This is a genomic window from Streptomyces sp. NPDC019937, from assembly GCF_040631655.1.
In the GTDB taxonomy this organism is placed as follows: domain Bacteria; phylum Actinomycetota; class Actinomycetes; order Streptomycetales; family Streptomycetaceae; genus Streptomyces.
On record NZ_JBEYAL010000020.1, the window covers coordinates 101,090 to 126,879 of the forward strand.

Below are 25,790 nucleotides of genomic sequence, written 5' to 3' on the forward strand. Positions count from 1 at the left end.
TCCCGCCTCTTCGGGGCGAGTTCAACATCGAACTATTTGACATGAACCGAGCCTACTTTCTACGGTCAGTGGCTGTTAGACAGCTCTGGGTACGCAAACGGTGGTCACTTCCAGGCGCGCCCTTGAGCACACCAACCCTCGTCCATGCCCATCGCCGGCGCCAGGCCCGGGGCGCCTTCCGGCCGAAGGCCCCGGCGGGGCCATGCCTGGGACGACCCACCGAGGACCTGAACAGACCAACTCTCGTCAGCACTGCTTGATCTCATCCGACGCCATTCGTGCCCGAAGCCATCGCCGGAAGCCATCAACAGAGATACGAGGAAGGTTTTTCATGCCTGTCGGAAACCACTCCACCCTGCCTGGGCTCCTCCGAGCACAGGCCACGTCACGACCCGACGACATCGCCGTCGTCTCCGGGGACGCCCACCTCACCTATGCCGGCCTCCTCGACCGAAGCGCCCGCTTAACCCGTCGGCTCCAGGAGTCCGGCGTGCGGCACGACCACCGCGTGGGGCTCTTCGCCGATCCGTCCCTCGACCTCCTCGTCGGCGTGTGGGGCATCCTCGGCGCCGGCGGCGCGTATGTGCCGCTCTCCCCGGACTACCCCGAGGAGCGGCTGCGCTTCATCATCGACAACGCCCGCGCCCAGGTCATCGTCTGCCAGTCGCATCTGGCCGACCGCCTGCGCCAACTCACCCCGGCCGGCACCCGCGTCCTCACCGTGGACGAGGCCCTGGCCGAGCAGCCGACCGGGCCCCCGCCGCCCCTGCCGGACGCCCCGGAGGAGCCGCGGCCGGACGGGCTCGCCTATGTCATCTACACCTCCGGGAGCACTGGCAAGCCCAAGGGGGTGATGGTCGAACACCGCAGCATCGTCGCCCAGCTCGACTGGCTCCGGGAGTCCGGTCACCTGGACACCGGCACCGTCATCCTCCAGAAGACACCGATGAGTTTCGACGCCGCCCAGTGGGAGATCCTCGGCTCGGCGTGCGGCGCCCGCGTGGTGATGGGCGCTCCGGGCGTCTACCGCGACCCGGAGGGGCTGATCGAGACGATCGACCGCCACCGGGTGACCACGCTCCAGTGCGTCCCGACGCTGCTCCAGGCCCTGGTGGACACCGAGCGGCTGGGCGGGAGCACCAGCCTGACCCGGGTGTTCAGCGGTGGTGAGGCGCTCACCAGAGCCCTGGCCGCCGAGTTCTTCGCGACGCTGCCGACCGCGCGGCTGGTGAACCTGTACGGGCCCACCGAGTGCACCATCAACTCCTCGTCGTACGAGGTCGACGCGGCCACCGTGGACGACGAACCGAACGTCATCCCCATCGGCACCCCGGTCGCCCACACCGGCTACCACGTGCTGGACGAGCACCACCGGCCCGTGCCGTACGGCGAGACCGGTGAGCTGTACGTCTCGGGTGTCCAGCTCGCCCGCGGCTATCTGCACCGGCCCGAGCTGACCGAGGAGCGCTTCCCGCACCTCGCGCCGGAGCCCGGGCAGGACCCGGTGCGGCTGTACCGGACCGGCGACCTGGTGTCCCAGGACCCCGACGGCACCGTCCACTTCCTCGGCCGGACCGACAGTCAGGTCAAACTGCGCGGCTACCGCGTCGAGCTGGACGAGATCGCCCGCACCATCGAGAACCACGACTGGGTCAAGCGGGCCGCCGTCCTCGTCAAGGACGACGCGCGCACCGGCTCCCAGAACCTCGTCGCCGCCGTGGAGCTGAACCCCAAGGAAGCCGCCCTGATGGACCAGGGCAACCACGGCTCCCACCACCAGTCCAAGTCCAACAAGCTGCAGGTCAAGGCCCAGCTCTCCAACCCCGGGCTGCGTGACGCCGAACAGCTCGCCGGGTGCACCCGGGTGGACCTGCCCGGCCGCGAGGCGAGCCCGGAGCTGCGCCGGGAGGCGTTCGCCCGCAAGACCTACCGCTTCTACGAGGGCGGGGACACCAGCCGCGCCCGCGTCCTCAAGCTGCTCGACCACGGCGTCGACCCCCTCTCGTCCCGGCCGCTCGGCGATCTGAGCCTGGAGGGGCTGGGCGCGATCCTGCGCTCCTTCGGGCAGTTCCACAGCGAGGAGCGGCTGCTGCCGAAGTACGCGTACGCCTCGCCCGGCGCGCTGTACGCGACCCAGATGTATCTGGAGATCGCGGGCATCGGCGAGCTGCCGGCCGGTGTCTACTACTACAACCCGCTGGACCATCAGCTCGTCCGGATCCGCACCGCCGAGGGGAGCGGGTCCCCGCGGCTGAAGGTGCACTTCGTCGGCAAGCGGCAGGCCATCGAGCCCGTCTACAAGAACAACATCCTCGAAGTCCTGGAGTTCGAGACCGGCCACATGGTCGGCCTGTTCGAACAGGTGCTGCCCGCCCACGGGCTGGCCATCCATCCGGACGGGTTCCGGCCGGAGCTGATGCCGCTGTTCGACGTGGCCGAGGACGACCACTACCTGGGCACCTTCGACATCCGGCAGAGCGACGGCCGGCAGCCGGAGGACCCCACCGAGATCTACCTCCAGGTCCACCCCGGTAAGGTCACCGATCTGCCGGGCGGTCTGTACCGCTACCAGGACGGCGATCTGGAGCGGATCTCCGACGAGCTGGTGGAGAAGAAGCATGTGATCGCCATCAACCAGGCGGTCTACGAGCGCTCCAGCTTCGGCATCAGCGCCGTCAGCCGGGCGGCCGAACCGTGGCTGGAGTACATCGCGCTCGGCAAGAAGCTCCACCACCTCCAGGCCAACCAGCTGGGACTGGGCCTGATGTCCTCCGGCTACAGCTCCAAGACCGGCAACCCCCTGCCCGCCGCACGGCGGCTGGACGCCATCCTGACCGCGTGCTCGATCCCGACCGGCGCCTCCTACTTCTTCGTCGGCGGCCGGATCTCGGCCGAGCAGGAGGCGAGCGAGGGCATGGGCGAGGACATCGTCCACATGAAGGGCCCGACCGAGGTGATCCGGGACGACCTGGCGGCCTATCTGCCGGACTACATGCTGCCCAACAAGGTCGCCGTCCTGGACGCGCTGCCGCAGACGGCCAACGGCAAGATCGACGTCAAGACGCTGGCCACCTTCGAAGAGCTGACCCAGGGGCTGGAGAGCCGCCCCTTCGTGGCGCCGGGGACCGGCACCGAACAGGCCCTCGCCGAGCTGTGGGGTGCGGCGCTGAAATACGAACCGGTCTCCATCGAGGACAACTTCTTCGAGGCCGGGGGCAATTCGCTCATCGCCGTGACCCTCGTCAACCGCCTCAACAAGCGGTTCGGGACTCAGCTGCCGGTTCAGGTGCTCTTCGAGGCGCCCACGGTCGACCGGCTCGCCCGCCATATCGACGGCACCGCCACCGGGGAGATATCCCGCTTCCTGCGGCTGCACGCCGAAGGCACCAAGTCGCCGGTCTTCTGCTGGCCGGGCCTCGGCGGCTATCCCATGAACCTCCAGCAGCTCGCCACGAGCGTGAATCTCGACCGGCCGTTCTACGGCATCCAGGCGCACGGCATCAACGACGGCGAAACGCCGTACCCGACGATCCGGGAGATGGCCGCGGCGGATGTGGCCGAGATCCGGAAAATCCAGCCGGAAGGCCCGTACACCCTGTGGGGCTATTCCTTCGGCGCCCGGGTCGCCTTCGAGACCGCATGGCAGCTGGAGGACGCGGGGGAACAGGTGGAGAACCTGTTCCTGATCTGCCCCGGGAATCCCGAGGTCCGGGAGACGGACGGGAAGAATTACGGCCGTGAGGCGACGTACCGCAATCCGGCGTACCTCACGATCCTCTACTCCGTCTTCACCGGCGGCATCAGCGGGCCGGACCGCGATCGCTGCCTTCAGACGGTCCGGAACGAGGACGAGTTCGTGGCGTTCATCCATGATCTCCTCCCGCAATTGGACGGAGCGCTCATCCGCCGGATCACCCGGATCGTGGAGGCGACGTACGAATTCGAGTACAGCTTCCGTGAGCTGGCCGAGCGCACGCTGAACGCCCCCGTGACCATCTTCAAGGCCACGGGTGACGACTATTCGTTCATCGAGGGCAGTTCGGGCTACTCCGCGACGCCTCCGACCATGGTGAAGCTGGCCGGAGACCACTACAGCGTGCTGAAGGAGAAGGGGGTCGGCGAACTCGTCTCGGCGATCCACACCCGCCTCGACAGCTGAGATCCAGGGAGGAAGACATGCCTCACGTCACCATCAAGCACTTTCCCCGGGACGTCGGCGAACAGCAGCGGACGCAGCTCACCGAGGAACTCACCGCGCTGGTGGTGCGGCACTTCGAGGTCCCCGAGGGCGCCGTCTCGATCGCACTGGAGCAGGTGGACCAGTCGTCCTGGAACGACGCCGTGATCGTTCCGGAAATCATAGGGCGGGGGCACCTTCTCATCAAGGCCCCGAACACCTGAGAAACGTTCCCAAGTCCCCATCCCAGCAAGGCACAAGGAGCGCGTTATGACCGACTGCCTCGGACCGCGTCTCAAAGTCGGCGTGGTCCTCCCGGCGACCAACACCTCCGTCCAGCCGGAAATGGAAGCGATGCGCCCCGAAGGGGTGACCAACCACACCGGACGCATGCAGACCGAGGACACCTCGCTCACCGGCGGAATCGACGATCTGGTCAGCAGTTACCGGGAGGCCACCCACCGGGCGATCGGCAGTCTTCTGCCGTGCAAACCCGACTGCTTCGTGGTCGCTTTCTCCCCCGAGATCTACTGGGACGGGCCCGGCTCCCAGGACGAGGTGGTGGCTTCGATGAAGTCCGCGAGCGGGGGGCTTCCGGTCACCATGAGCCCCGACGCCTTCACCACGGCGCTGTCCCTATACGGTGCCCGGCGGCTCGGCGTCATCACCCCCTACGTTCCGGCCGGTGACGACTCGGTGAGCCGGTTCTTCACCGAATCCGGATATGACGTGGTGTCGATGACGGGGCTGGGATGCAGCAGCCCGGAGCGGATCGCCCATGTGCCCGAGCCGGAACTGCGCGAAGCGGTGAAGGCCGTCGACACCCCGGACGTGGACGCGATCGTGCAGGTGGGCACCAATATGGCCATGATGCGCGTCGCGGCCGGAGCCGAGGAATGGCTCGGCAAGCCGGTCATCTCCAACAACACGGTGCTCTATTGGCGGGCGCTGCGGCAGAACGGCATCGCCGACCGCATCAGGGGATTCGGCTCCCTGGCCGCCTCGTACTAGAAACGGCCGGTCCGGAACACAGCCGGGCCGGGACACAGCCGGGCGGGGGCCGAAATGCCTCCGCCCGGCGCCCCGATATGGAAAAACAGGAGACCTACGTGAGCACTACCGGCAGTACGCACACTGCCACGGACCCGCAGCGGGTCATCGACAACGACCGGCTCCCCCTGGGGAAACTGCTGGCGCTGACCACGGCCGGATTCCTGGCCATCATGACCGAGACGACGCCCGCGGGTCTCCTCCCGCAGATCGGCGACGGCCTCGGCGTCTCCGAAGGGCTGGCGGGCCAGCTCGTCACGCTCTACGCGATCGGCTCCGTGGTGGCCGCCATCCCCGTCATCGCCGCCACCCGCAGCATGCGCCGACGGCCGCTGCTGCTCCTCGCGGTCGGCGGGCTGCTGGCCTTCAACACCGTCACGGCCCTGTCCACCAGCTACGAACTCACCCTCGCCGCCCGCTTCATCGCCGGGATGGCGGCCGGGGTCGTCTGGGGGCTGCTCGCCGGATACGGCCGACGGCTGGTCCCCGAACACCTCCAGGGGCGGGCGCTGGCCATCGTCGGGGTGGGCCAGCCGGTCGCGCTGACCCTCGGGGTCCCACTGGGCACCTGGCTCGGGTCGCTGTTCGACTGGCGCGGGGTGTTCTGGATCATGTCCGGTGTCGCGCTGCTGCTGATGCTCTGGATCCGCGCTCTGGTCCCGGACTTCCCCGGCCAGAGCGCCACCGAGCGGCTGCCGATCCGCAAGATCTTCGTCATGCCGGGCATCAGCGCCGTGCTGGCCGTGGTGCTCCTGTGGATCCTGGCGCACAACATCCTCTACACCTACATCGCCCCCTTCCTGGAGCGGTCCGGCCTCGGTGAGCGCGTCGACCTCGCGCTGCTGGTGTTCGGCGCCTCGGCCATCGTGGGGATCTGGCTCACCGGAGTCCTGGTCGACCGCAAGCTGCGCCCGGTCACCCTGCTCAGCCTGGCCGGGTTCGCGCTCGCGTCCCTGGTGCTGGGGGTCGCGGGCACGTCCGTACCGCTGGTGTTCCTCGGCATCGTCGTCTGGGGCGTGACGTTCGGCGGCGCGCCCACGCTGCTCCAGACCGCCAACGCCGACGCGGCCGGGGACGCGGCCGATGTCGCGCAGTCGATGTTCGTCACCGTCTTCAACCTCGCGGTCGCGGGCGGCGGGGTGTTCGGCGGTCTGCTCCTGGAGTCGGCCGGTGCAGGGTCCATCCCCTGGGTGCTGCTCGGGCTGACCGTCCTGGCCACCGCCGTCGTCGCCCTGGCCCACCGGCACGGCTTCAAGCCCGGCCCGCGGGTCACCGACGGCTGAAATCCCGACGACCGGCGCCTGGGGAGCCGCCGATGGCGGCTCCCCAGGTGGCCTCAGGCCGGAGACGAGCGGGGCTCAAGGCCCCGCCGGGCCGGTCAGGGGGCGTCCGACGCCGCCTCCCCCACCAGCTCCTCCAGCACATCCGTCATGGTCACGAAGCCGAGCACCGAGCCGTCGTCGCCGGTCACCGCCGCCAGGTGGGTACCGGCGCCGCGCATCGCCGTCAGCGTGTCGTCCAGCGGGGTGTCGGCGGGCACGCGGGTGACGGTGTGCAGGGCGCTGCGGGGGAAGGGCCGGTCGCGGTCGGTCACGCCGAGGGTGTCCTTGATGTGGAGGTACCCCAGGACCGTGCTGCCGGGGCCGGTGACCGGCAGCCGGGAGAAACCGGAGGCGGCCGCGGTGCGCTCCAGCGCGCCGGGGGTGACCCGGTGGTCGACGGTGACCATCTCGCCGAGCGGGACCAGGATGTCGCCCGCCCGCCGGGTGCCCAGTTCCAGGGCGTCGCGCAGCCGCTCGCTGCCGGAGGCGTCGAGGAGTCCCGCGTCGCTGGAGTCCCGTACCAGCCGGATGAGTTCGGCGTCGGTGTAGACCGATTCGACCTCGTCCTTGGGCTCGACCTTCAGCAGCCGCAGCAGCCCGTTGGCGAAGGCGTTGATGCCGAAGACGACGGGGCGCAGGGCGCGGGTGACGGCCACCAGGGGCGGGCCGAGCAGCAGCGCGGTGCGCTCCGGGGCGGCGAGCGCGATGTTCTTGGGGACCATCTCGCCGATGAGCATGTGCAGATAGGTGGCCGCGGTCAGGGCGAGGACGAAGGCGATCGGGTGCACCAGGGCCTCGGGGACGCGGGCCGCCGCGAACACCGGCTCCAGCAGATGGGCGATGGCCGGTTCGGCGACCGCGCCGAGGACCAGCGAGGAGATGGTGATGCCCAGCTGGGCGGTGGCCAGCAGGGCGGACAGGTGCTCCAGCGCCCACAGCACGGTGCGGGCGCGCTTCCCGCCCTCCTGGGCGCGGGGTTCGATCTGGCTGCGGCGCACGGAGATCAGGGCGAACTCGGCGCCGACGAAGAAGGCGTTGGTGAGCAGGGTGAGGGCGCCGATGGCCAGTTGCAGCAGGGTCATCGGGCGTCCTCCGTCGTGTCGGCGGACGTCGCCGCTTCGGCGGAGGCCGGGGCGGTGATCCGTATGCGGTCGGCCCGGTGGTGGTCCACCTTGAGCACGGTGAGCTGCCAGCCGTCGGTCTCGATGGCGTCGCCCGCCCGGGGGATGCGCTCCAGGGCGGTGGCCATCAGGCCCGCGACGGTCTCGTAGGGGCCCTCGGGCACGGTGAGGGCGATGGCGGACAGCTCGTCCAGCCGTACGGCGCCGTCCGCCTCCCAGACGCCGGGGCCGGCGGGCACCAGGGCGGGGGACTCCTCGGGGTCGTGTTCGTCGCGTACGTCGCCGACGACCTCCTCGACGATGTCCTCCAGGGTGGCGACACCGGCGGTGCCGCCGTACTCGTCGATGACGACGGCCATGGTGTGCGCGCCGCGCAGCCGGTCCAGCAGCCGGTCCACCGGGAGGCTGTCGGGGACCAGCAGCGGCGCGGTGGCCAGCTCGGTGACCGGGGTGGTGGCCCGGCGGGCGGCGTCCAGCGCGAGGATGTCGCGGATGTGCACGGTGCCGACCACCTCGTCCAGGGTGTCGCGGTAGACGGGGAACCGGGACAGGCCGGTGGCCAGGGTGAGGTTGGCGGCGTCGGCGGCGGTCGCGTGCGCCTCCAGCGCCTGGACGTCCACCCGCGGGGTCATCACGTTCTCCGCGGTCAGCTCGCTCAGGTGCAGCGTACGGACGAACAGCTCGGCCGAATCGGCCTCCAGCGCGCCCTCGGCGGCCGAATGGCGGGCCAGCGCGACCAGTTCGTCCGGGGTGCGGGCCGAGGCCAGCTCCTCGGCGGGCTCCAGGCCGGCGCGGCGCACCAGGCGGTTCGCGGTGTTGTTGAGGTGGTGGATCAGCGGCGCGAAGGCGGCGGTGAAGCCGCGCTGGGGGCCCGCGACCACCTTGGCCACGGCCAGCGGCCGGGAGATCGCCCAGTTCTTGGGGACCAGCTCGCCGATCACCATCAGGACGACGGTCGACATCGCCACGCCCAGCACCGAGGCCACGGACGGGGCGGCCGAGCCCAGCCCCGCGGCGCGCAGCGGGCCCCGCAGCAGAGCGGCCAGCGAGGGCTCGGCGAGCATGCCGATCACCAGCGAGGTCACGGTGATGCCCAGCTGGGCGCCGGACAGCTGGAACGTCAGCCTCCGGGCGGCCTTGAGCGCGCTTCCGGCGCCCCGCTCGCCCTGTGCGGCGGCGCGCTCCAGCTCACCGCGCTCGACCGTGGTCAGTGAGAACTCCGCGGCGACGAAGACCGCGCAGGCCACGGTCAGCGCCAGGGCCAGCAGAACCAGCAGCGCTTCGGTCAGCATGCCGGGCCCCTTCCCGCGCGCTCGACGGACAACTCGTGGGCGAAATCCGGCGCGTGCGCGTCGGGAAGGGGGAGGGGGGTACTTGGAGGCTCGTCCATCGCGGCGACCGCGACTCCTTCATGACTCGAGGGGCTGTCGGTAAAGAAACGGCAAAGCGTGATCGAAGGTTCCCGACCGGTCGCCCGTGACCTCTCCCTGGCAAGAGCCTCGGGGATGTGCGGGCGACACCCGGCCACATGGCCGGATTGATCCACCCATGACGTGGGCGTGGGAGTTGCTTTACCCGGCCGGAGCGTTCGGTCCGGCGAGAACAGTGAACGGCGCACAGAGAAGGAGTGAACGCCGCGATGGTGTTCAAACGACTGCCTGGTCGATTAGGTGCCGACGGACCCACAGCGCCCCCGGCACCGGCCGCCGGCCCGGTACGGTCCGCCGGGCCACCGCGGGGCGAGGGGCGAGAGACCCAGCTCACACCGGCGCCGACGTGCGCCCCGGCGACCCGGAAGATCGAGGCGAACTTATCGGCCAACCCGGACGGCCCGAATGGCGTCTTGAAGAACGAGAGGCATGGCGGGCTGTTCACGGAGGGGCGCACTCCCTCCGCGAAAGCGGAGGTGGAGGCATGGTTCGGGCAGGTGACCGGCCCTCACGCCGGGACCGTCGCACCGCCGGCCGCGACCCGGAACCGGGTCGGAGGTAATGGAATTGCGCGGGCGGTGTGACGTACTTCATGCTGGCACAGATCTGACATAACAGCGCGTAGCGAGACTCCTACCAATTTAGTACGTATTGTTGTGTGTTGGTGAAGCTCATCTCGAATCAAGCGAATCCCGTGGAGCATTAGAGGTCAGTCATGCAGCCCTTCGCCTTGAACCATGCGGTCCCGGCCGATCAATCACCGGCTGTCATTCCGTACTCGTACAACGTGGCCTTGCAGTTGAATGTGCTGCCCGATGGACGCCCCGCCATCTCCGACCGGGGGGTGCTTCTGGAATGCGGCACGACGACCTCCACCGCGGGCTCCAAGACGCACTTCGACGACTGACCGACCCCGCCTGCCTCCCACGTCGATGACGGTACTCATCCTGACCAGCCAGGAGGATGTGACAGCGGACCTGGTGGTGGCCGAATTACGGGAGCGGAATGTCCCTCTGATCCGCTTCGATCCCGCCGACCTTCCCGGAACGGCGGGGATCTCGACCGAATTCGAGCGCGGTGACTTCACCGGCTATCTGTCGACCGACGGCCGCCTGGTCAGCGTGCACAGCCTGCGGTCCATCTGGGTGCGCCGCCCGGGTCAACCGGCGGCACACGCCCCCGAGCCTTCCGAGTGGCTGAGTGCCGAGTGCGGCCAGGCCCTGTACGGAATGCTGTATTCCACCGAGGCGCGCTGGATGAACCATCCCAGCGCCGCCCTGTTGGCGCGCTCCAAACCGTGGCAGTTGCGCACCGCGCACCGCAGCGGATTCGCCGTTCCCCCGACGCTCATCACCACCTATCCGCGCGCCGCCAAGGAGTTCGCCGGGCAGTTCCAGGACATCGTGGTGAAGACCGTCTCGGGCCCCCCGCCGGTCAATCCCCCAATGGCGCTGCCCACCACCCGCATCGCCCCCGACACGGATTTCTCGGGCGTCGCGGCAGGTGCCACACTTCTTCAGCGGTACATTCCCAAATCGGCCGATATCCGGCTCACCTGCGTCGGCGGCCGCATGTTCGCCGCCCGCAAGACCACCGCTTCCGGACAGGTCGATGGGAGGTATGGTTTCTATGGCCATTCATGGGACGCGGTGGACGTTCCCCACCGGATCGACCAGGCCGTACGGGAATACATGACCCTCGCCGGTCTCGCCTACGGAGCTTTCGACTTCGCCGAGGACGAGGACGGCACCTGGTGGTTTCTGGAGTGCAATCAGGGCGGCCAGTTCGGGTTCATCGAGCTGGAGACCGGCCAGCCGATCTCCGCCGCCATCGCCACCTGGCTCGCCGCGCCCCGCCCCGCGTGAGCGGGTGCCGCCCGCTCACGCTCAGGCGACGCCCGTCAGCACCGCGACGCCGTTCACCCGGTCATGACCGAGGTCATCCAGGGCGGTGTCGGCATGGGCGAAGGGGTAGGGGGTGACCGTGGCGCGGATGTGGTGGGCGGCGGCCGCGGTGAGGAACTCGCGGCCGTCCTCACGGGTGTTGGCGGTGACGCTGCGCAGGGTGCGTTCATGGAACAGATGGCGCTCGTACACCAGCGCGGGGATGTCGGAGAGGTGGATTCCGGCGACGCTCAGGGTGCCGCCCGCGTCCAGCGCCTCCAGGGCCACCGGCACCAGCTCGCCCGCCGGGGCGAAGAGGATCGCGGCGTCGAGCGGTTCGGGCGGCCGTTCGTCGGCGCCCCCGGCGGAGGCGGCGCCGAGTTCGAGGGCGAGGGCCCGGGCGGCGGCCGAGCGGGTCAGCACATGGACGACGGCGCCGCGCGCGATGGCGACCTGCGCGGTGAGGTGCGCGGAGCCGCCGAAGCCGTAGATGCCGAGCCGTCCGCCCGCGGGGAGGTCGGCGCGGCGCAGCGCGCGGTAGCCGATGATGCCCGCGCACAGCAGCGGGGCCAGCTCCTCGTCGGCGTACCCGGCGGGCAGCTCATAGGCGTACGCGGCCGGTACGGTGACGTACGGAGCGTAGCCGCCGTCCGCGTCCCATCCGGTGTAGACGGACGAGGGGCACAGGTTTTCATGGCCGCGCACGCAGAAGCGGCAGCGGCCGCAGGTGCGGCGCAGCCATGGGACGCCCACCCGGGTGCCGAGCGCGGGCCCGGCGGCCCGGTCGCCCGCCGCGATCACCTCGCCGACGGCCTCGTGCCCGGGGACGACGGGGGTGCGGTGCGGCGGCAGGTCGCCGTCGCGGACGTGGAGATCGGTACGGCACACTCCGCAGGCCCGGACCCGGACCAGCAGCTCGTCGGCCGCCGGGCGCGGAATCGGCAGCTCCACCTGGTCGATCCGGCCCGGCGTGCGAACCACCCAGGCCCGCATGGTGCCCGAAGTGTCAGCATTCGCACCCGTCACACGCCCAACGTAACGCCGTGACGGGACCGCCCGCAGTCGGGGCCGGTCAGGAACCGGCGGGAGCGTCCATCGCGGTCGCGAGGCTCTTCGGACGCATGTCGGTCCAGTGCTCCTCGACGTAGTCCAGGCACGCCTGGCGGTCGTCCTCGCCGTGCGCGACGGTCCAGCCCTCGGGCACCTCGGCGAAGGAGGGCCACAGGGAGTGCTGCCCTTCGTCGTTGACGAGCACGACGAAACGGCCGTCGGGGTTGTCGAACGGGTTACTCATGAGCTGTCTCCTCGGTGTCTCAACTCGTTCTCCAGCACGCCTCACGATCTTTTCCGGGCCTGACGGTACCGGCCGGGGCCGGACGGAGTGAAGTGGTGCCCGCACCACTAACCTGAGCGGTATGGCGCAGGGCACCAGGCGATCGTGGCGCGGGCAGGGGCCGGTGGTCGGCGTGGTCGCGGTCGGCGGCGGCATCGGCGCGACCGCCCGGTACGGGGCGTCCCTGCTGTGGCCGACCCCCACGGGCACCTTCCCCTGGACGACGCTGCTGGTGAACGTGGTGGGCTGCGCGCTCATGGGCGTCCTCCTGGTACTGATCGCCGAGGTGTGGACGGCCCACCGGCTGATGCGGCCCTTCCTCGGCACGGGGGTGCTGGGCGGGTTCACCACCTTCTCGACGTACGCCGTGGATTTCCGGCGGCTCGTCCTGGAAGGCCACGCCGCGAGCGGGGCCGTCTATCTGGTGGTGACGCCGCTGGCGGCGATGGCGGCGGTAGGGGGCGCGGTGGCGGGCACCCGTCGGGTCATCGGGGTGGCGGGGGCGTACAACGGGAGCACGGGATGAACGCGAACGGGCTGAGGCTGACCGTCTTCGTCGGCGAGAACGACACCTGGCACCACAAACCGGTCTTCGCCGAAATCGTGCACCGTGCCCACCGGGCGGGGCTGGCGGGCGCGAGCGTGTTCCGCGGGGTGGAGGGCTTCGGCGCCTCGTCCCTGGTGCACACCTCGCGGCTGCTGTCGCTCGGCGAGGACCTGCCCGTCTGCGTGGTGATCATTGATGCGGAGGAGCGGGTGAGGGCCTTCCTGCCCGAACTGGAGGAGATCATCGGCGACGGACCGGTGGTCCTGGACCCGGTCGAGATCGTCCGCTTCCCGGGGCGCGACCGGTGAACTGGCTCCTGGTGATCGCCGGCGGGATGGTCGGCGCCCCGCTGCGGTATCTGACCGACCGGATGGTGCAGGCCCGGCACGACTCGGTGTTCCCCTGGGGGACGTTCGTGGTGAACGTGGTGGGGTGCGCGATGCTGGGCGCGCTGACCGGGGCGGTGGCGGCCGGGGCCGCGTCGTCGCGGGTGCAGTTGCTGCTGGGGACGGGGCTGTGCGGTGCGCTCACCACGTACTCGACGTTCTCGTACGAGACGCTGAGGCTGGCGGAGGACGGGGCGCGCGGTTTCGCCGTCGCCAATGTGGTGGGGAGCGTGGTGGCGGGGGCGGCGGCCGCCTTCGCGGGCGGCGCGGCGGCCACGGCGCTGTGGGGCTGACTCCACCCGCTGTGGGGCTGGCCCCACCGCGCACACGTCAGGGCAGCAGGCGGGTGCCGGGCGGCAGGCCCGGAAGGTCGTCGGCGTCGGCCGAGCGCAGATACTCCAGCAGCACCCGGCGCAGCTCGCGCGCGGCCCTCGGCGGGGCGACGTCCTTGCGGTGCGCGACGGCGATGGTGCGCCGCATCGCGTGGCCCGCGAAGGGCGTGACCCGCAGTCCCGAGCGCGCCGCCACCATGCCGGGGAGGACGGCGATGCCGAGGCCCGCCCGGACGAAGCCGAGCACCGCGTCCATCTCGCCGCCCTCGACCGTGAACGAGGGCTCGAAGCCCGCCGCCCGGCAGGCAGCGGTGGTGAATTCCCGCAGGTCGTAGCCTCGGCGGAACATCACCATCGGCCGGTCGCGCAGATCCTCGACCCGGATCCGGCGGGCCTTCGTGGGCGGCGGAGCCGCGGGTGAGGAGGCGACCACCAGCTCCTCGCGCAGCAGCTCGGTGGCGGCGAGCGCGGGGGCCTGACCGGGCAGCGGGGTGATGATCAGGGCGAGGTCCAGCTCACCGGCGGCCAGGGTGCGGACCAGGTCCTGGGAGCCGCCCTCGTCGATGATCAGCTCGATGCCCGGGAACTCGTCGTGGAAGCGGCGCAGCACATCCGGGACGAGGCTGGCGCACAGGCTGGGCGGGGCGCCGAGCCGCACCCGGCCGCGCCGCAGCTGGGCGACCTCCTGCACCTCACGGCGCGCGGTGTCGGTGTCGGCGAGGATCTGGCGGGCCAGCGGAAGCAGCGCCTCCCCCGCGTCGGTGAGGGCGATGTGGCCGCGCGCGCGGTGGAACAGCTCGGCGCCCAGCTCCCGCTCCAGCGCCCTGATCTGCTGGGACAGCGACGGCTGGGCGACATGGAGCCGCTGCGCGGCGCGGGTGAAGTGGCGGGTGTCCGCGACGGCGGCGAAATACCGGAGCTGCTGCAGCTGCACGCAGCGATAATAGGCATGGGCTATGGAATCCAGCCACAGCATGTCTTGGACTGATCACCCGGCCGCTGCCTAGCGTCAAGGACATGGCACTGGCGACACGGACGGACACGGGCCACGACCGGCGGCCCGGCCAGAAGCGGAAGCCGCCGCGGAAGCCGTCCTTCATCGGCTCCGTGTGGCGGTCGACCATCGGCAAGAAGGCCGTGATGGCCGTCACCGGGCTGATCATGCTGGCCTATCTGGTGGCCCACATGCTGGGCAACCTGAAGGTCTTCTTCGGTCCCGGCGACCTCAACGGCTACGCGCACTGGCTGCGCACCCTCGGCGAGCCGTTCCTCCCGTACGAGGGGTTCCTGTGGCTGGCCCGGATCGGGCTGCTGGCCTCCGTCGTGCTGCACGGGGTGGCCGCGTACCAGCTCAGCCGCCGGGATCTGGCGGCCCGGCCGCGCGGTTACGCACACCAGCGGCGGCGGGCGAGCTACGCGACCCGCACGATGCGCTGGGGCGGGGTGATCCTCGGGCTGTTCATCGTCTGGCACATCCTGGACCTGACGACGCTCACGGTGAACGAGCGCGCCGAGCCCGGCCATCCGTACGAGAACGTCGTGGCGACCTTCTCCACCTGGTACGGCAACACCGTCTACATCGTGGCGATGCTCGCCCTCGGCCTGCACATCCGGCACGGCTTCTGGAGCGCCGCCCAGACCCTCGGGGCGGGCCGGCCGCGCCGCGACCGGGCCCTCAAACGGGCAGCGAACGCCCTGGCCGCCATCCTGACCTGCGGCTTCATCGCCGTACCCGTCGGCGTGATGACTGGAGTGGTGAGCTGAGATGAACGCGTACACGGACTATGCGACCGGTGAGCCGATCGCCGACACCAAGGCCCCGGACGGACCCGTGGAGCAGCGCTGGGACCGCCGCCGCTTCGAGGCGAAGCTGGTCAACCCGGCCAACCGCCGCAAGTACACGGTCATCGTGGTCGGTACGGGGCTGGCGGGCGGGGCGGCCGGGGCGACGCTGGCCGAACAGGGCTATCACGTGGTGCAGTTCTGCTACCAGGACTCGCCGCGCCGGGCGCACTCCATCGCCGCCCAGGGCGGGATCAACGCCGCCAAGAACTACCGCAACGACGGCGATTCCATCCGCCGCCTGTTCTACGACACCGTCAAGGGCGGCGACTTCCGCGCCCGCGAGTCGAACGTCCACCGGCTCGCCCAGGTGTCGGTGGAGATCATCGACCAGTGCGTGGCGCAGGGCGTGCCGTTCGCCCGTGAGTACGGCGGTCTGCTGGACACCCGCTCGTTCGGCGGCGTCCAGGTCTCCCGTACCTTCTACGCCCGCGGCCAGACCGGTCAGCAGCTGCTGCTCGGCGCGTATCAGGCGCTCAGCCGTCAGATCGCGGCCGGGAACGTGGAGATGCACGCGCGCACCGAGATGCTCGACCTGATCGTGGTCGGCGGGCGGGCCCGCGGCATCGTGGCCCGCGATCTGCTCACGGGCCGGATCTCCACCCACTTCGCGGACGCCGTGGTGCTGGCCTCCGGCGGCTACGGCAACGTGTTCTACCTGTCCACGAACGCCAAGAACTCCAACGCCACCGCGATCTGGCGGGCCCACCGGCGCGGCGCGTACTTCGCCAACCCCTGTTTCACCCAGATCCACCCCACGTGCATCCCGCGCTCCGGCGACCACCAGTCGAAGCTGACGCTGATGAGCGAGTCGCTGCGCAACGACGGCCGCATCTGGGTGCCGAAGGCGAAGGGCGACACGCGCCCGCCCGCCGAGATCCCGGAGGACGAGCGCGACTACTACCTGGAGCGCGTCTATCCGGCGTTCGGCAACCTGGTGCCGCGCGACATCGCCTCCCGGGCCGCGAAGAACGTGTGCGACGAGGGACGCGGGGTGGGCCCCGGCGGACAGGGCGTCTATCTGGACTTCGCGGACGCCATCGGACGGATGGGCCGGGCGGCGGTCGAGGAGAAGTACGGCAACCTCTTCGAGATGTACCAGCTGATCACTGCGGAGAACCCGTACGAGGTGCCGATGCGCATCTACCCCGCCCTCCACTACACGATGGGCGGACTGTGGGTGGACTACGACCTGCAGACCACGGTGCCCGGGCTGTTCGCGATCGGCGAGGCCAACTTCTCCGACCACGGCGCCAACCGGCTCGGCGCCTCCGCCCTGATGCAGGGCCTGGCCGACGGCTACTTCGTCCTCCCGGCCACCATCAACGACTATCTCGCCCGCCATCCGCACGACGAGGTCGACCCGGCCCATCCGGCCGTGACCGAGGCCGTGGTGGCGGTGACCGACCGGCTGCGGCGGCTGCTGGAGAACGACGGCGACCGCACCCCGGACTCCTTCCACCGGGAGCTGGGCGAGCTGCTGTGGGACGAGTGCGGCATGGCCCGCACCGAGACCGGGCTGCGCAAGGCGTTGGACCGCATCCCGGCGCTGCGCGAGGAGTTCTGGCGGCGGATCAAGGTGCCGGGCAGTGGCGAGCAGCTGAACCAGTCGCTGGAGAAGGCGAACCGGATCGTCGACTATCTGGAACTGGCCGAGCTGATGTGCCTGGACGCGCTGCACCGCACCGAGTCCTGCGGCGGCCACTTCCGTGAGGAGAGCCAGACCCCGGACGGCGAGGCGGCCCGCGACGACGAGGCGTTCTCGTACGTGGCGGCCTGGCAGTTCCGTGGCACGGGCAACGCTCCCGTGCTGCACCGCGAGGACCTGGTCTTCGCCGATGTCCACCCCACCCAGCGGAGTTACGCATGAGGCTCACCCTGCGGATCTGGCGCCAGCGCGGCCCCGAGCAGCCGGGCGCCATGACCGCTTACGAGATCGAGGACATCTCGCCCGAGATGTCCTTCCTGGAAATGCTCGACACGCTCAACGAGCGGCTGATCCTGCGCGGGGAGGAGCCCGTCGCGTTCGACCACGACTGCCGCGAGGGCATCTGCGGGGCGTGCGGCATGGTGATCAACGGGCAGGCGCACGGCCCGGAGCGCACCACCACCTGTCAGCTGCACATGCGGCACTTCCACGACGGCGACACCATCGACGTGGAGCCGTGGCGCGCCGCCGCCTTCCCGGTGGTCAAGGATCTGGTGGTGGACCGGTCGGCGTTCGACCGGATCATCGGATCGGGTGGTTTCATCTCCGCCCCGACCGGGAGTGCTCCGGACGCGCACGCCACGCCCGTGCCGAAGCCGGTCGCGGACACCGCGTTCGAACACGCGGAGTGCATCGGGTGCGGGGCGTGCGTGGCGGCCTGCCCCAATGGTTCGGCGATGTTGTTCACCTCGGCGAAGGTGACGCATCTGAACGTGCTGCCGCAGGGGCAGCCCGAGCGCGAGTCCCGGGTGCTGGACATGGTCGGCACGATGGACGAGGAGGGCTTCGGCGGCTGCACCAACACCGGTGAGTGCGCGGTGGCCTGCCCGAAGGGCATCCCGCTCCAGTCGATCTCGACCATGAACCGGGAGTTCCTGCGAGCGAGCCTCAAGAACGGCGGCCACGGGGCTCGTTGAGGAGCCGGTCCCGAAAAGGGAGAACGGGACACGCGCCCGGCAGCGGCCTCCGGCGGGGCCGTTGCCGGGCGACACGTGTGTTACGGGTGGGCGGCCAGGGCCTTCGTCCCCGGGGCGCAGGCGTCGAGCAGCGCGGCCCGCTCCTCCTCGGGCAGCTTCAGCGCGTTACCGCGCCGGCCGCTGTCGAGCAGCGCGGTCGCCGCGTCCAGCCAGGCCGGGAGCGGTTCCACACCGATGAATTCGGCGAGCCGGACGAGTTCCTTCTCCGGCTCGTCGAGCAGGGTCTCGAAGGACATCGCGGTGCGCTGGGAGGCCGGGACCTCTTCCAGCTTCGCCAGACCGTCGATGATCGTCTCGGACCACAGGGTGCCGAACGCGGCGAGCGGGATGGGGCGTTCGGTCACCAGGGCGGGGTCGTACCGCTCGGTCAGCAGCGGGGCGAGGTCGGGCGGGAGCTGGGCCGCGTGGGCCGGGGTCAGCAGGTGCGGCGAGTCCAGGCCGCAGCGGTCCGCCATCTCCCTCAGCAGCGGAATCATGCGGAAGCTGTAGTGGCGGCTCATGGAGACGGCGCAGTCCGGGCCCTCGCGGTAGAGGTGGAGGTAGCGCGCCTCGGGGAAGCACCGGCGCATCTCCGGCACCCGGCCGATGGACAGACCGGTCCGCTCCACGACGGCGCCGGGGTTGCCGAACCGGGCGGCGAGGGTGGCGAACAGGGCCCGCCAGTGGTCCGCCGGGGCGCGGGTGGGCCAGGCCGTGACCAAGGGCTCCAGCTCGTCCAGAAGGGCGTCGGGGTCATCGGTCAGATGCGGCAGGACCATGACGCTGATGGCGGGGATACCGGTGGTCTCGGCGTCGTACCGCCGCCTGGACAGTCTGGGGTAGAGGAACTCGGGTGTCGTCGCCCCATTCTTGATCATGCTGTTGGTCACCGGATTGGGGCGACGGAGATACCCCCAGAACTCCGGTCCGCTCAGGGGCGCCTCGCTCAGCAGTTCGGGGTTGGGAATACTGGCGAACAATTCACTGATACTCAGCACGTCCGGGTGAAGATTGACGACCTGAGACATGGCCGTCGAGCCACATCGGCCGGTCCCGACGATGAACGTCAAGTTCTGGTTGACCACGCGTACTTTCCTCCCGTTCGGTCGAACTCCATTGGACACCATCGGCGCGGTCGGACCTGCGCGGTGTCCACTTAGTTGAAACACGCACAACGGGACACCGTGGGGCGTGAGTCGAGCACGAACTCCCCCGCACCTTCGCGCAACCTTCACATCCTCGAACAACGTTACCCCAGGTCACCCCGCTTCTACCTGCGAGGGGGCGCAAACCTAGATGTACGTCGCAGCTTCACAACCCCAGGAGACAGGAACGACCGTAATCGAACGCAATCACCCGTGGCACCTCCGTCATCTTTTCGTACCAACAGCACTGCTAGAGTTCCCATCCGGCAGCCCACCGGCGGGGGTTGGGGATTGACCCGCGAGCCGTCCGGGCCGACGACCACAGCGACGCGACGACGCCAGCGCGTCCACACCGCCGCAGCGGGTGCGATAGGGGAAAGGAACGGGGGCGCACCCAGCGGCAAGACATTTCCACATCGGGGGATAAAGCAATGGCACGCCGTGCACCGAACGGCGCGTTGCTTTCACCACCCCTGTGCAGAAGTTGAATTCGGGGAAGGTGTTTCTCAAGTGTTGGTGGAGCGCGACCAGGAGACAGACCGGCTCATGCGGCTCCTGTTCGGCGGCGCCCGCGAAGGAAACCGACTCGCTGTCATCAGCGGTGCGGTGGCCTCCGGAAAGACCGCGCTTCTGCACCAGGTGACGGATACCGCGAGAGCGCGTGACGTCCGGGTGCTGAACGCGGTGGCCTCCGCCTTCGAGCAGGAATTCCCGTACGCCGTCATCGAACAGCTCTACCAGGGCATGCCGGCCCGCCATCAGGACGACCGCCCCCGGCCGGGCCTCGACACACCGCACAGCCCGCACGGCCCCCACCAGGCCGATCTGCCGCTGCTCCAGGCCTTCCACCGGGCCCTGGACGAACTCACCGCCGACGCACCGCTGCTGATCGCCATCGACGACGTCCAGTACGCCGATGCGCCCTCCCTGCGCGCCCTCGCCTACGGCATCCGCCGCTGCCGCTCCGAGGCACTGTCCGTCGTGATGACCCGCGGATCGCTGACCGGGGCCGCCACCCCGGCCCTGGACGAACTGCTGCACCGGCCGAACGTGGGCCACGTACGGCTCGCGCCGCTCACCGTCGCGGGCGTCACCACCCTGCTGACCGAGGAACTGGGCCCCGCGGAGGCCGGGCGGCACGCCGCCGCGTTCCACGAACTGACCGGCGGCAACCTGCTGCTGCTGCGCGGCCTGCTGGACGACCGGTTCTCCCGGCTCACCTGCGATCCCCTCGACACCGCGCCCGGCACCGGCACCCCGGCGCCCGGCGAGCTGTTCCGGCAGGCGGCGCTGTCCTGCGTCTACCGCGGCGGCCCGGTCCACCACCGGGTCGCCCAGGGCACCGCCCTGCTGGGCGACGCCTCGTCCGTCCCCCTGCTGAGCAAGCTCGTCGCGGTCGAGGAGCGCCAGGTGCGGCAGGCCGTCGCGGCGCTCACCGAGGTCGGCATTCTCTACGACGCGCACTTCAGGAGCGAGGAGGTGCGCACCGTACTGCTGGACGACCTGCCCGCGGACGAACTCGGCACCCTGCACCACCGGGCCGCGCGGCTGCTGCACGAGGAGGGCGCCTGTCCCCTCCAGGTGGCCGGTCATCTGCTCCACCACGAACCGGCCGAGCCGGTCGAGGAGTGGATCCCCGACACCCTGCGCGACGCCGCCCGGCACGCGGTCGCCGCGGACCGCATGGAACTGGCCGTCAACTGCCTCCAGATGGCCCACCGATGTACCACCGATGAGCTGGAGACGCTCATCCTCCAGGTCACGATGGTGGAAGCCATGTGGGCGTTCAATCCGCTCTCCCAGCTGCGCCGCCTCCAGTCGCTGGCCGGTCCCGCCGGCAGCGGGCAGCTGCCGCCGGAGTACGCCATCCCGGTCCTCCTGCGGCTGCTGGCGCTCGGTCAGACGGCCGAAGCCGCCGCCGCCCTCGACCGGATCGACCGGGCCGCGACCCCCGGCTCGGAACTCGACACCACCCTGCGGACCATCGACCTCGCGCTGGCCACCACCTTCCCCGGCTCCCCCGCGCTGCGGCCCTACCTGCATCGGGCCGAGCCGGACGGCCCCGGCGCCGGCGGCCCGCCGGCGGCCGAGCAGACGCCCGAGTCGCCCCTGCTCACCGTGGGCAAGGCGCTGCGGACCGTGCTGCGCCACGGCGCCGACGACCGTGCCGTACAGGCCGTGGAGCGGGTGCTGGAGACCACCCGGCTCACCGACGCGACCCAGGCGACGGTGTACGTGGCGATGGAGACCCTCGTCTACGCGGACCGGCCCACCGCCACCACTTGGTGCGACCAGCTGATCGAGCAGTGCGAGCGGCGCGGCGCCAAGGGGGTGCTGGCCGCCTTCCTCGCCCTGCGGGCCCAGATCGCGGTGCGGGCCGGCCGGCTGCCGGACGCGGTGCGCCACGCGGAGCGGGCACTGGAGGAGCTTCCGGCCCGCGGCTGGGGTGTCTCCGTCGGCATGCCGCTCGCGATGCTGGTCAACGCGCACACCGCGATGGGCCACCACGACACCGCCGCCGAGATCCTGGCGCGGCCGGTGCCGGAGGAGATGTTCCAGAGCCGGTACGGGCTCCACTACCTGTACGCACGCGCCTGCCACCAGCTGGCCACCGGGCGCCAGCACGCCGCCCTCACCGGCTTCCGGGCCTGCGGCGAGAAGATGACCGCCTGGGGCCTGGACTCGCCCGCCGTGCTGCCCTGGCGGCTCGGCGCCGCCGAGACCTGGCTGACCCTCGGCAGCCAGGACCGGGCCGCGCGGCTGGCCCAGGAGCAGTTGGAGCTGACCGGCGACACGTCCTCGCGCGCCCGCGGCGCCGCGCTGCGCGTGCTGGCCGCCACCCGGCCGGTGGGCGAGCGGCCCGCCCTGCTCCAGCAGGCCGCGACGGTGCTCCAGGAGCGGGGCAGCTGGTACGAGATGGCGCGGGCGCTGGCCGATCTCGCGGAGACCCACAAGCACCTCGGCGACCTGGACACCAGCCGGCTGATGACCCGGCGCGCCCTGCGGCTCGCCGACGGGTGCGGCGCCGAGGAGCTGTCCCGCTCGCTGCAGCGCACCCCGGGCCGCTCGGCCCTGTCGGAGGCGGCGCGCACCGGCGAGGACACCTCCACGTTCTCCGAACTCTCCGACGCCGAGAGCCGGGTGGCCGCCCTCGCGGCCTCGGGCTACACCAACCGGGAGATCGCGGCCAAGCTCTACATCACGATCTCCACGGTGGAGCAGCACCTCACCCGGGTCTACCGGAAGATCAACATCAGTCAGCGGCGCGATCTGCCCGCGAGCCTCGATTTCGACGTCGCCCACACCGCCTGATATCCCCGCGATTCCGCACGGCCCCAAGAGGTTGTTTCCATGACGTCTGCGCCCGCGTCTCCCCTGACGATGCTGGTACCGGACTTTCCCTTTTCGTACGACAATTGGCTGACCCATCCAGCCGGTCTGGGCGCGGTGCCGGGTGAACGGCACGGCACCGAAGTCGCGGTCATCGGCGGCGGAATGTCCGGGATGACGGCGGCGTATGAACTTCTGCGCCTGGGACTGCGTCCGGTCGTCTACGAAGCGGAGCAATTGGGCGGCCGGATGCGTTCCACGCCCTTTCCCGGGAATCCGGGTTATGTGGCGGAAATGGGCGCCATGCGATTTCCCGTCTCCGCGACCGCGCTGTTCCACTACATCGGCACGCTCGGACTGGACACCCGGCCCTTCCCCAACCCCCTGGCGCCGTCCACCCCGAGCACCCTGATCGACCTGAACGGCGGGCGCCGCCGGGCCCGTACCCCCGACGACCTCCCGTCCGTCTACCAGGAGGTCGCCGACGCCTGGGAGAAGGCGCTCCAGGAGCGGGCCGAGCTGTCCACCGTGCGGGACGCCATCCAGCGGCGGGACACCGCCACGCTGAAGGCCGTCTGGGACCGGCTGGTCAGGGAGTTCGACGACCAGTCCTTCTACGGCTTCCTCGCCACCTCCTCCACCTTCCAGTCGTTCCGCCACCGGGAGATCTTCGGCCAGGTCGGCTTCGGCACCGGCGGCTGGGACACCGACTTCCCCAACTCGGTGCTGGAGATCCTGCGCGTCGTCGTCACCGACGCCGACGACCACCAGGTCGGCATCGTCGGCGGCTCCCAGCAGCTGCCGCGCGGCCTGTGGGAGCACGCCCCGGCCGCGCCCGCCCACTGGCCGGAGGGCACCTCGCTGGCGTCGCTGCACGGCGGCCGGCCGCGCCCCGCGGTCACCCGGCTGCGGCGGGCCGGGGACGGCGTCCGGGTACGGGACGAGAGCGGCGAGGAGCGCGAGTTCCCCGCGGTGGTCTTCAGCCCGCACGTCTGGACCCTGCTGAACCGGATCGACTGCGACCCGGAGCTGCTGCCCGCCCCACTGTGGACGGCGGTCGAGCGCACCCACTACATGGGCGCCTCCAAGCTGTTCGTCCTGGTCGACCGGCCGTTCTGGCGGGACACCGACCCGGCGACCGGCCAGGACGTGATGAGCATGACGCTCACCGACCGGATGCCGCGCGGGGTCTACCTGTTCGACGACGGGCCCGACCGGCCCGGGGTGATGTGCCTGTCGTACACCTGGAACGACGACTCGCTGAAGGTCGCCACCCTCTCGGCCGAGGACCGGCTGGAGCGGCTGCTGGGCCAGCTGGGCGCGATCTACCCGGACGTCGACATCCGCTCCCACATCGTCGCGGGGCCGCTGACCGTCACCTGGGAGACCGAGCCGCGCTTCATGGGCGCGTTCAAGTCCAACCTGCCCGGCCACTACCGCTACCAGCGGCGGCTGTTCACCCAGTTCATGCAGGAGGACATGGCGCCGGAGCAGCGCGGCTTCTTCCTGTGCGGGGACGACGTCTCCTGGACGGCCGGATTCGCCGAGGGGGCGGTGACCACGGCGCTCAACGCGGTGTGGGGGGTGCTCAACCACCTGGGCGGCGCCACGCACCCGGCCAACCCGGGCCCGGGCGACCGCTTCCACGACCTGGCCCCCATAGAGCTGCCGTACGACTAGGGGCTCCCCGGAAACGCCGAGGGGGCCGGTGCTCAGCACCGGCCCCCCTTGTCATGCTTGCCGCGCTGGTCGCGCGTGCCGTCAGCCTCGCGCGATCTCTTCCAGGCGGCGCTTGTCCGGCTTGCCGTTGCGGTTGAGCGGGAAGGCGTCCAGCACCTCGACCCGGTTGGGCTGCTCGTAGACCGGCAGCACCTCGCACAGCCGCTCGCGCCAGTACTTGGCGTCCCGCCCCTCGTCGTCCTCGACGAAGAAGACCAGCTGCACATCGCCGCGGCGGCGCTCGTCGGGGAGCGGCACGATCCGGGTGGAGATCCGGGCGACGGCGGCCTTGCGCTCGACCAGCTCGGGGTAGAGCAGATAGCCGTAGCGGTGCACCGCGAACTTCCGGCCCAGGACGAACAGGTTGTCGTCCTCGTCGAGGTAGCCCAGGTCGCCGGTGGCGTGCCAGCCGGTCGGCATGGCGTCGATGGTGCCGTCCTCGGCGAGGTGGCCCTCCAGCGCGTCCGGGGTGTCGACCTCGATCTCACCGGCCTGTCCGGGGGCGGCCGGGACGCCGGACTCGTCGATGACGCGCAGCTTGATGCCGTCCATGGCGCGGCCGCAGGAGACCGGGTTCTCCAGGGTGGCGAAGGCGATGTTGCCCAGCTCGGTGCTGCCGTAGCTGTCCAGCAGCGGCAGTCCGAACTCGGCGACGTAGCCGTCGGAGAGCGCGCCGTCGAGCGGTGCCGCGCCCGAGCAGAACATGCGGACCTGCTCCAGCCGCGCCCGCAGCGAGGGCTTCCGGCCGACCAGGTTGAGCATGGTGCGGTAGCTGGAGGGGGTGGCGTCGAGCACGGTCGCACCGGTCCGCCCGGCCATCTGCACGGCGCGGTCGAGGCGCTTGTAGGGGGCGATCACCAGGGAGCAGCGGGTGAGCCAGGCGATGAGCACCATGGACAGCCCGTACTGGTGGGCGAAGGGCAGCAGCGGGAGCAGGACGTCGTCCTCCCGGTGCCCCACCTGGGCGGCGTTGCGCTCCAGGTTGGTCAGGAACTTGCGGCCGGACTTGACGGCGCCCTTGGGCTCGCCGGTGGAGCCGGACGTCCACATGATGAGGCCGTCCTGCCGGTCGGCCCAGGCGTCGAAGGACAGCTCATGGGTGCTGAGCGGGCGTCCGGCGGCCGGGGCGATCAGCTCGTAGAGGTTCACCGCACGGGCGTCGTCGTGGATCGGGGAGTCGTCGTCGACGAAGGCGATCCCGGCGCCGGTGCGCCGGGCTATCCGCCGGGTCTCGTCCGGGTGCTCCTGCTGGTCGATCAGGACGATGGAGGCGCCGACGTGCATGAGGGCGAACAACACGCTCACGTAGGCGGCGGAGTTGCCCGCCTTGAGGATGACGCGGTCGCCCGGGGCGACCCCGTGCTCGCGGATCACATCGGCGACGCGGATGGCGTCCAGCTCGAAGTCGGCAAGGGTCTGCACCGAGTCGAGCGCGTAGATCTTCGCGGTCATCGAACGTACTCTTTCCTTTTCCCTGAGGAGTGCCTGAGGAGTACGGGCAGCCGCGGG

Annotated in this window: 21 protein-coding genes; 14 read left to right on the forward strand and 7 right to left on the reverse strand. The window is 70.6% G+C overall.

Features of this window, described 5'->3' with window-relative positions; translation table 11 throughout:
* Positions 1-331: 331 nt before the first annotated feature.
* The 4 genes from ABZ562_RS21340 (at position 332) to ABZ562_RS21355 (ending at position 6,510) form a co-directional block, all read left to right on the forward strand.
* Positions 332-4,159, forward strand: coding sequence for an amino acid adenylation domain-containing protein (locus ABZ562_RS21340; RefSeq protein WP_361481818.1), 3,828 nt, complete (start codon positions 332-334; stop codon positions 4,157-4,159).
* 17 nt (positions 4,160-4,176) lie between these two features.
* Positions 4,177-4,401: a tautomerase family protein gene (locus ABZ562_RS21345; RefSeq protein WP_361481821.1), complete on the forward strand. Its 225-nt coding sequence runs from the start codon at positions 4,177-4,179 to the stop codon at positions 4,399-4,401.
* Between the two features lie 46 nt (positions 4,402-4,447).
* Positions 4,448-5,188, forward strand: a complete 741-nt coding sequence (locus ABZ562_RS21350) for an arylmalonate decarboxylase (RefSeq protein WP_361481824.1) — start codon at positions 4,448-4,450, stop codon at positions 5,186-5,188.
* A 98-nt stretch (positions 5,189-5,286) separates the two neighbouring features.
* The gene (locus ABZ562_RS21355; RefSeq protein ID WP_361481827.1) at positions 5,287-6,510 is read left to right on the forward strand and encodes an MFS transporter; all 1,224 of its coding nucleotides are present in this window, start codon (positions 5,287-5,289) and stop codon (positions 6,508-6,510) included.
* 95 nt (positions 6,511-6,605) lie between these two features.
* Here the strand turns inward: ABZ562_RS21355 and ABZ562_RS21360 are convergent, their stop codons facing one another.
* Together ABZ562_RS21360 and ABZ562_RS21365 are read right to left on the reverse strand one after the other, a co-directional pair.
* On the reverse strand, positions 6,606-7,631 hold the full coding sequence (locus ABZ562_RS21360) for a hemolysin family protein (protein ID WP_361481830.1): 1,026 nt from the start codon (positions 7,629-7,631) through the stop codon (positions 6,606-6,608).
* Positions 7,628-8,959 (reverse strand): hemolysin family protein, encoded by a 1,332-nt coding sequence (locus tag ABZ562_RS21365; RefSeq protein ID WP_361481912.1) that lies wholly within the window; start codon positions 8,957-8,959, stop codon positions 7,628-7,630. The genes ABZ562_RS21360 and ABZ562_RS21365 overlap by 4 nt, the downstream gene beginning before the upstream one ends.
* A gap of 856 nt (positions 8,960-9,815) precedes the next feature.
* On the opposite strand from ABZ562_RS21365, the gene tgmA reads away from it, so the two are divergent.
* Both tgmA and tgmB read left to right on the forward strand, forming a co-directional pair.
* Positions 9,816-10,007: a putative ATP-grasp-modified RiPP gene (gene tgmA, locus ABZ562_RS21370; RefSeq protein WP_361481833.1), complete on the forward strand. Its 192-nt coding sequence runs from the start codon at positions 9,816-9,818 to the stop codon at positions 10,005-10,007.
* 25 nt (positions 10,008-10,032) lie between these two features.
* On the forward strand, positions 10,033-10,965 hold the full coding sequence (tgmB, locus tag ABZ562_RS21375; protein WP_361481836.1) for an ATP-grasp ribosomal peptide maturase: 933 nt from the start codon (positions 10,033-10,035) through the stop codon (positions 10,963-10,965).
* 21 nt (positions 10,966-10,986) lie between these two features.
* Here tgmB and ABZ562_RS21380 read toward each other — a convergent pair whose 3' ends face one another.
* Positions 10,987-11,976, reverse strand: a complete 990-nt coding sequence (locus tag ABZ562_RS21380; protein WP_361481839.1) for a zinc-binding alcohol dehydrogenase family protein — start codon at positions 11,974-11,976, stop codon at positions 10,987-10,989.
* 79 nt (positions 11,977-12,055) lie between these two features.
* Positions 12,056-12,277, reverse strand: a complete 222-nt coding sequence (locus ABZ562_RS21385; RefSeq protein ID WP_055552767.1) for an MbtH family protein — start codon at positions 12,275-12,277, stop codon at positions 12,056-12,058.
* A gap of 121 nt (positions 12,278-12,398) precedes the next feature.
* On the opposite strand from ABZ562_RS21385, the gene ABZ562_RS21390 reads away from it, so the two are divergent.
* Genes ABZ562_RS21390 through crcB form a run of 3 tightly spaced genes read left to right on the forward strand, consistent with a single transcriptional unit; the run spans position 12,399 to position 13,542 of the window.
* Positions 12,399-12,842: a CrcB family protein gene (locus ABZ562_RS21390; protein WP_361481842.1), complete on the forward strand. Its 444-nt coding sequence runs from the start codon at positions 12,399-12,401 to the stop codon at positions 12,840-12,842.
* A complete protein-coding gene (locus ABZ562_RS21395) occupies positions 12,839-13,171 on the forward strand; it encodes a DUF190 domain-containing protein (RefSeq protein ID WP_361481845.1) in 333 nt (110 codons plus the stop codon). Before ABZ562_RS21390 ends, ABZ562_RS21395 begins: the two co-directional genes overlap by 4 nt.
* Positions 13,168-13,542, forward strand: coding sequence for a fluoride efflux transporter CrcB (crcB, locus tag ABZ562_RS21400; RefSeq protein WP_361481848.1), 375 nt, complete (start codon positions 13,168-13,170; stop codon positions 13,540-13,542). The genes ABZ562_RS21395 and crcB overlap by 4 nt, the downstream gene beginning before the upstream one ends.
* A 37-nt stretch (positions 13,543-13,579) precedes the next feature.
* Here crcB and ABZ562_RS21405 read toward each other — a convergent pair whose 3' ends face one another.
* Positions 13,580-14,515 carry a LysR substrate-binding domain-containing protein gene (locus ABZ562_RS21405; RefSeq protein WP_361481851.1) on the reverse strand — a complete coding sequence of 312 codons (936 nt, stop codon included), beginning with the start codon at positions 14,513-14,515 and terminating at the stop codon, positions 13,580-13,582.
* A gap of 83 nt (positions 14,516-14,598) precedes the next feature.
* Between ABZ562_RS21405 and ABZ562_RS21410 the strand changes: the two genes are divergently transcribed.
* Genes ABZ562_RS21410 through ABZ562_RS21420 form a run of 3 tightly spaced genes read left to right on the forward strand, consistent with a single transcriptional unit; the run spans position 14,599 to position 18,048 of the window.
* The gene (locus tag ABZ562_RS21410; RefSeq protein WP_361481854.1) at positions 14,599-15,345 is read left to right on the forward strand and encodes a succinate dehydrogenase cytochrome b subunit; all 747 of its coding nucleotides are present in this window, start codon (positions 14,599-14,601) and stop codon (positions 15,343-15,345) included.
* A 1-nt stretch (position 15,346) separates the two neighbouring features.
* Positions 15,347-17,293, forward strand: a complete 1,947-nt coding sequence (locus ABZ562_RS21415; RefSeq protein WP_361481857.1) for a fumarate reductase/succinate dehydrogenase flavoprotein subunit — start codon at positions 15,347-15,349, stop codon at positions 17,291-17,293.
* Positions 17,290-18,048, forward strand: a complete 759-nt coding sequence (locus ABZ562_RS21420; protein WP_361481860.1) for a succinate dehydrogenase/fumarate reductase iron-sulfur subunit — start codon at positions 17,290-17,292, stop codon at positions 18,046-18,048. The genes ABZ562_RS21415 and ABZ562_RS21420 overlap by 4 nt, the downstream gene beginning before the upstream one ends.
* An 80-nt stretch (positions 18,049-18,128) precedes the next feature.
* Here the strand turns inward: ABZ562_RS21420 and ABZ562_RS21425 are convergent, their stop codons facing one another.
* On the reverse strand, positions 18,129-19,214 hold the full coding sequence (locus tag ABZ562_RS21425) for a sulfotransferase (RefSeq protein ID WP_361481863.1): 1,086 nt from the start codon (positions 19,212-19,214) through the stop codon (positions 18,129-18,131).
* Positions 19,215-19,748: 534 nt separating this feature from the next.
* Here ABZ562_RS21425 and ABZ562_RS21430 point away from each other — a divergent pair.
* Both ABZ562_RS21430 and ABZ562_RS21435 read left to right on the forward strand, forming a co-directional pair.
* Positions 19,749-22,544, forward strand: coding sequence for an AAA family ATPase (locus ABZ562_RS21430; protein WP_361481915.1), 2,796 nt, complete (start codon positions 19,749-19,751; stop codon positions 22,542-22,544).
* Between the two features lie 39 nt (positions 22,545-22,583).
* On the forward strand, positions 22,584-24,242 hold the full coding sequence (locus ABZ562_RS21435) for an NAD(P)/FAD-dependent oxidoreductase (RefSeq protein ID WP_361481866.1): 1,659 nt from the start codon (positions 22,584-22,586) through the stop codon (positions 24,240-24,242).
* Positions 24,243-24,323: 81 nt separating this feature from the next.
* Here ABZ562_RS21435 and ABZ562_RS21440 read toward each other — a convergent pair whose 3' ends face one another.
* Positions 24,324-25,733 carry a class I adenylate-forming enzyme family protein gene (locus tag ABZ562_RS21440; RefSeq protein WP_361481869.1) on the reverse strand — a complete coding sequence of 470 codons (1,410 nt, stop codon included), beginning with the start codon at positions 25,731-25,733 and terminating at the stop codon, positions 24,324-24,326.
* Positions 25,734-25,790 lie beyond the last annotated feature (57 nt).

What these genes read in the sequence shown, in the direction of transcription:
- ABZ562_RS21340 (WP_361481818.1), top strand. Translation starts at nt 332, where the DNA reads ATGCCTGTCGGAAACCACTCCACCCTGCCTGGGCTCCTCCGAGCACAG.
- ABZ562_RS21345 (WP_361481821.1), top strand. Translation starts at nt 4,177, where the DNA reads ATGCCTCACGTCACCATCAAGCACTTTCCCCGGGACGTCGGCGAACAG.
- ABZ562_RS21350 (WP_361481824.1), top strand. Translation starts at nt 4,448, where the DNA reads ATGACCGACTGCCTCGGACCGCGTCTCAAAGTCGGCGTGGTCCTCCCG.
- ABZ562_RS21360 (WP_361481830.1), bottom strand. Translation starts at nt 7,631, where the DNA reads ATGACCCTGCTGCAACTGGCCATCGGCGCCCTCACCCTGCTCACCAAC.
- tgmA (WP_361481833.1), top strand. Translation starts at nt 9,816, where the DNA reads ATGCAGCCCTTCGCCTTGAACCATGCGGTCCCGGCCGATCAATCACCG.
- tgmB (WP_361481836.1), top strand. Translation starts at nt 10,033, where the DNA reads ATGACGGTACTCATCCTGACCAGCCAGGAGGATGTGACAGCGGACCTG.
- ABZ562_RS21380 (WP_361481839.1), bottom strand. Translation starts at nt 11,976, where the DNA reads ATGCGGGCCTGGGTGGTTCGCACGCCGGGCCGGATCGACCAGGTGGAG.
- ABZ562_RS21385 (WP_055552767.1), bottom strand. Translation starts at nt 12,277, where the DNA reads ATGAGTAACCCGTTCGACAACCCCGACGGCCGTTTCGTCGTGCTCGTC.
- ABZ562_RS21390 (WP_361481842.1), top strand. Translation starts at nt 12,399, where the DNA reads ATGGCGCAGGGCACCAGGCGATCGTGGCGCGGGCAGGGGCCGGTGGTC.
- ABZ562_RS21395 (WP_361481845.1), top strand. Translation starts at nt 12,839, where the DNA reads ATGAACGCGAACGGGCTGAGGCTGACCGTCTTCGTCGGCGAGAACGAC.
- ABZ562_RS21410 (WP_361481854.1), top strand. Translation starts at nt 14,599, where the DNA reads ATGGCACTGGCGACACGGACGGACACGGGCCACGACCGGCGGCCCGGC.
- ABZ562_RS21415 (WP_361481857.1), top strand. Translation starts at nt 15,347, where the DNA reads ATGAACGCGTACACGGACTATGCGACCGGTGAGCCGATCGCCGACACC.
- ABZ562_RS21420 (WP_361481860.1), top strand. Translation starts at nt 17,290, where the DNA reads ATGAGGCTCACCCTGCGGATCTGGCGCCAGCGCGGCCCCGAGCAGCCG.
- ABZ562_RS21425 (WP_361481863.1), bottom strand. Translation starts at nt 19,214, where the DNA reads ATGGTGTCCAATGGAGTTCGACCGAACGGGAGGAAAGTACGCGTGGTC.
- ABZ562_RS21435 (WP_361481866.1), top strand. Translation starts at nt 22,584, where the DNA reads ATGACGTCTGCGCCCGCGTCTCCCCTGACGATGCTGGTACCGGACTTT.
- ABZ562_RS21440 (WP_361481869.1), bottom strand. Translation starts at nt 25,733, where the DNA reads ATGACCGCGAAGATCTACGCGCTCGACTCGGTGCAGACCCTTGCCGAC.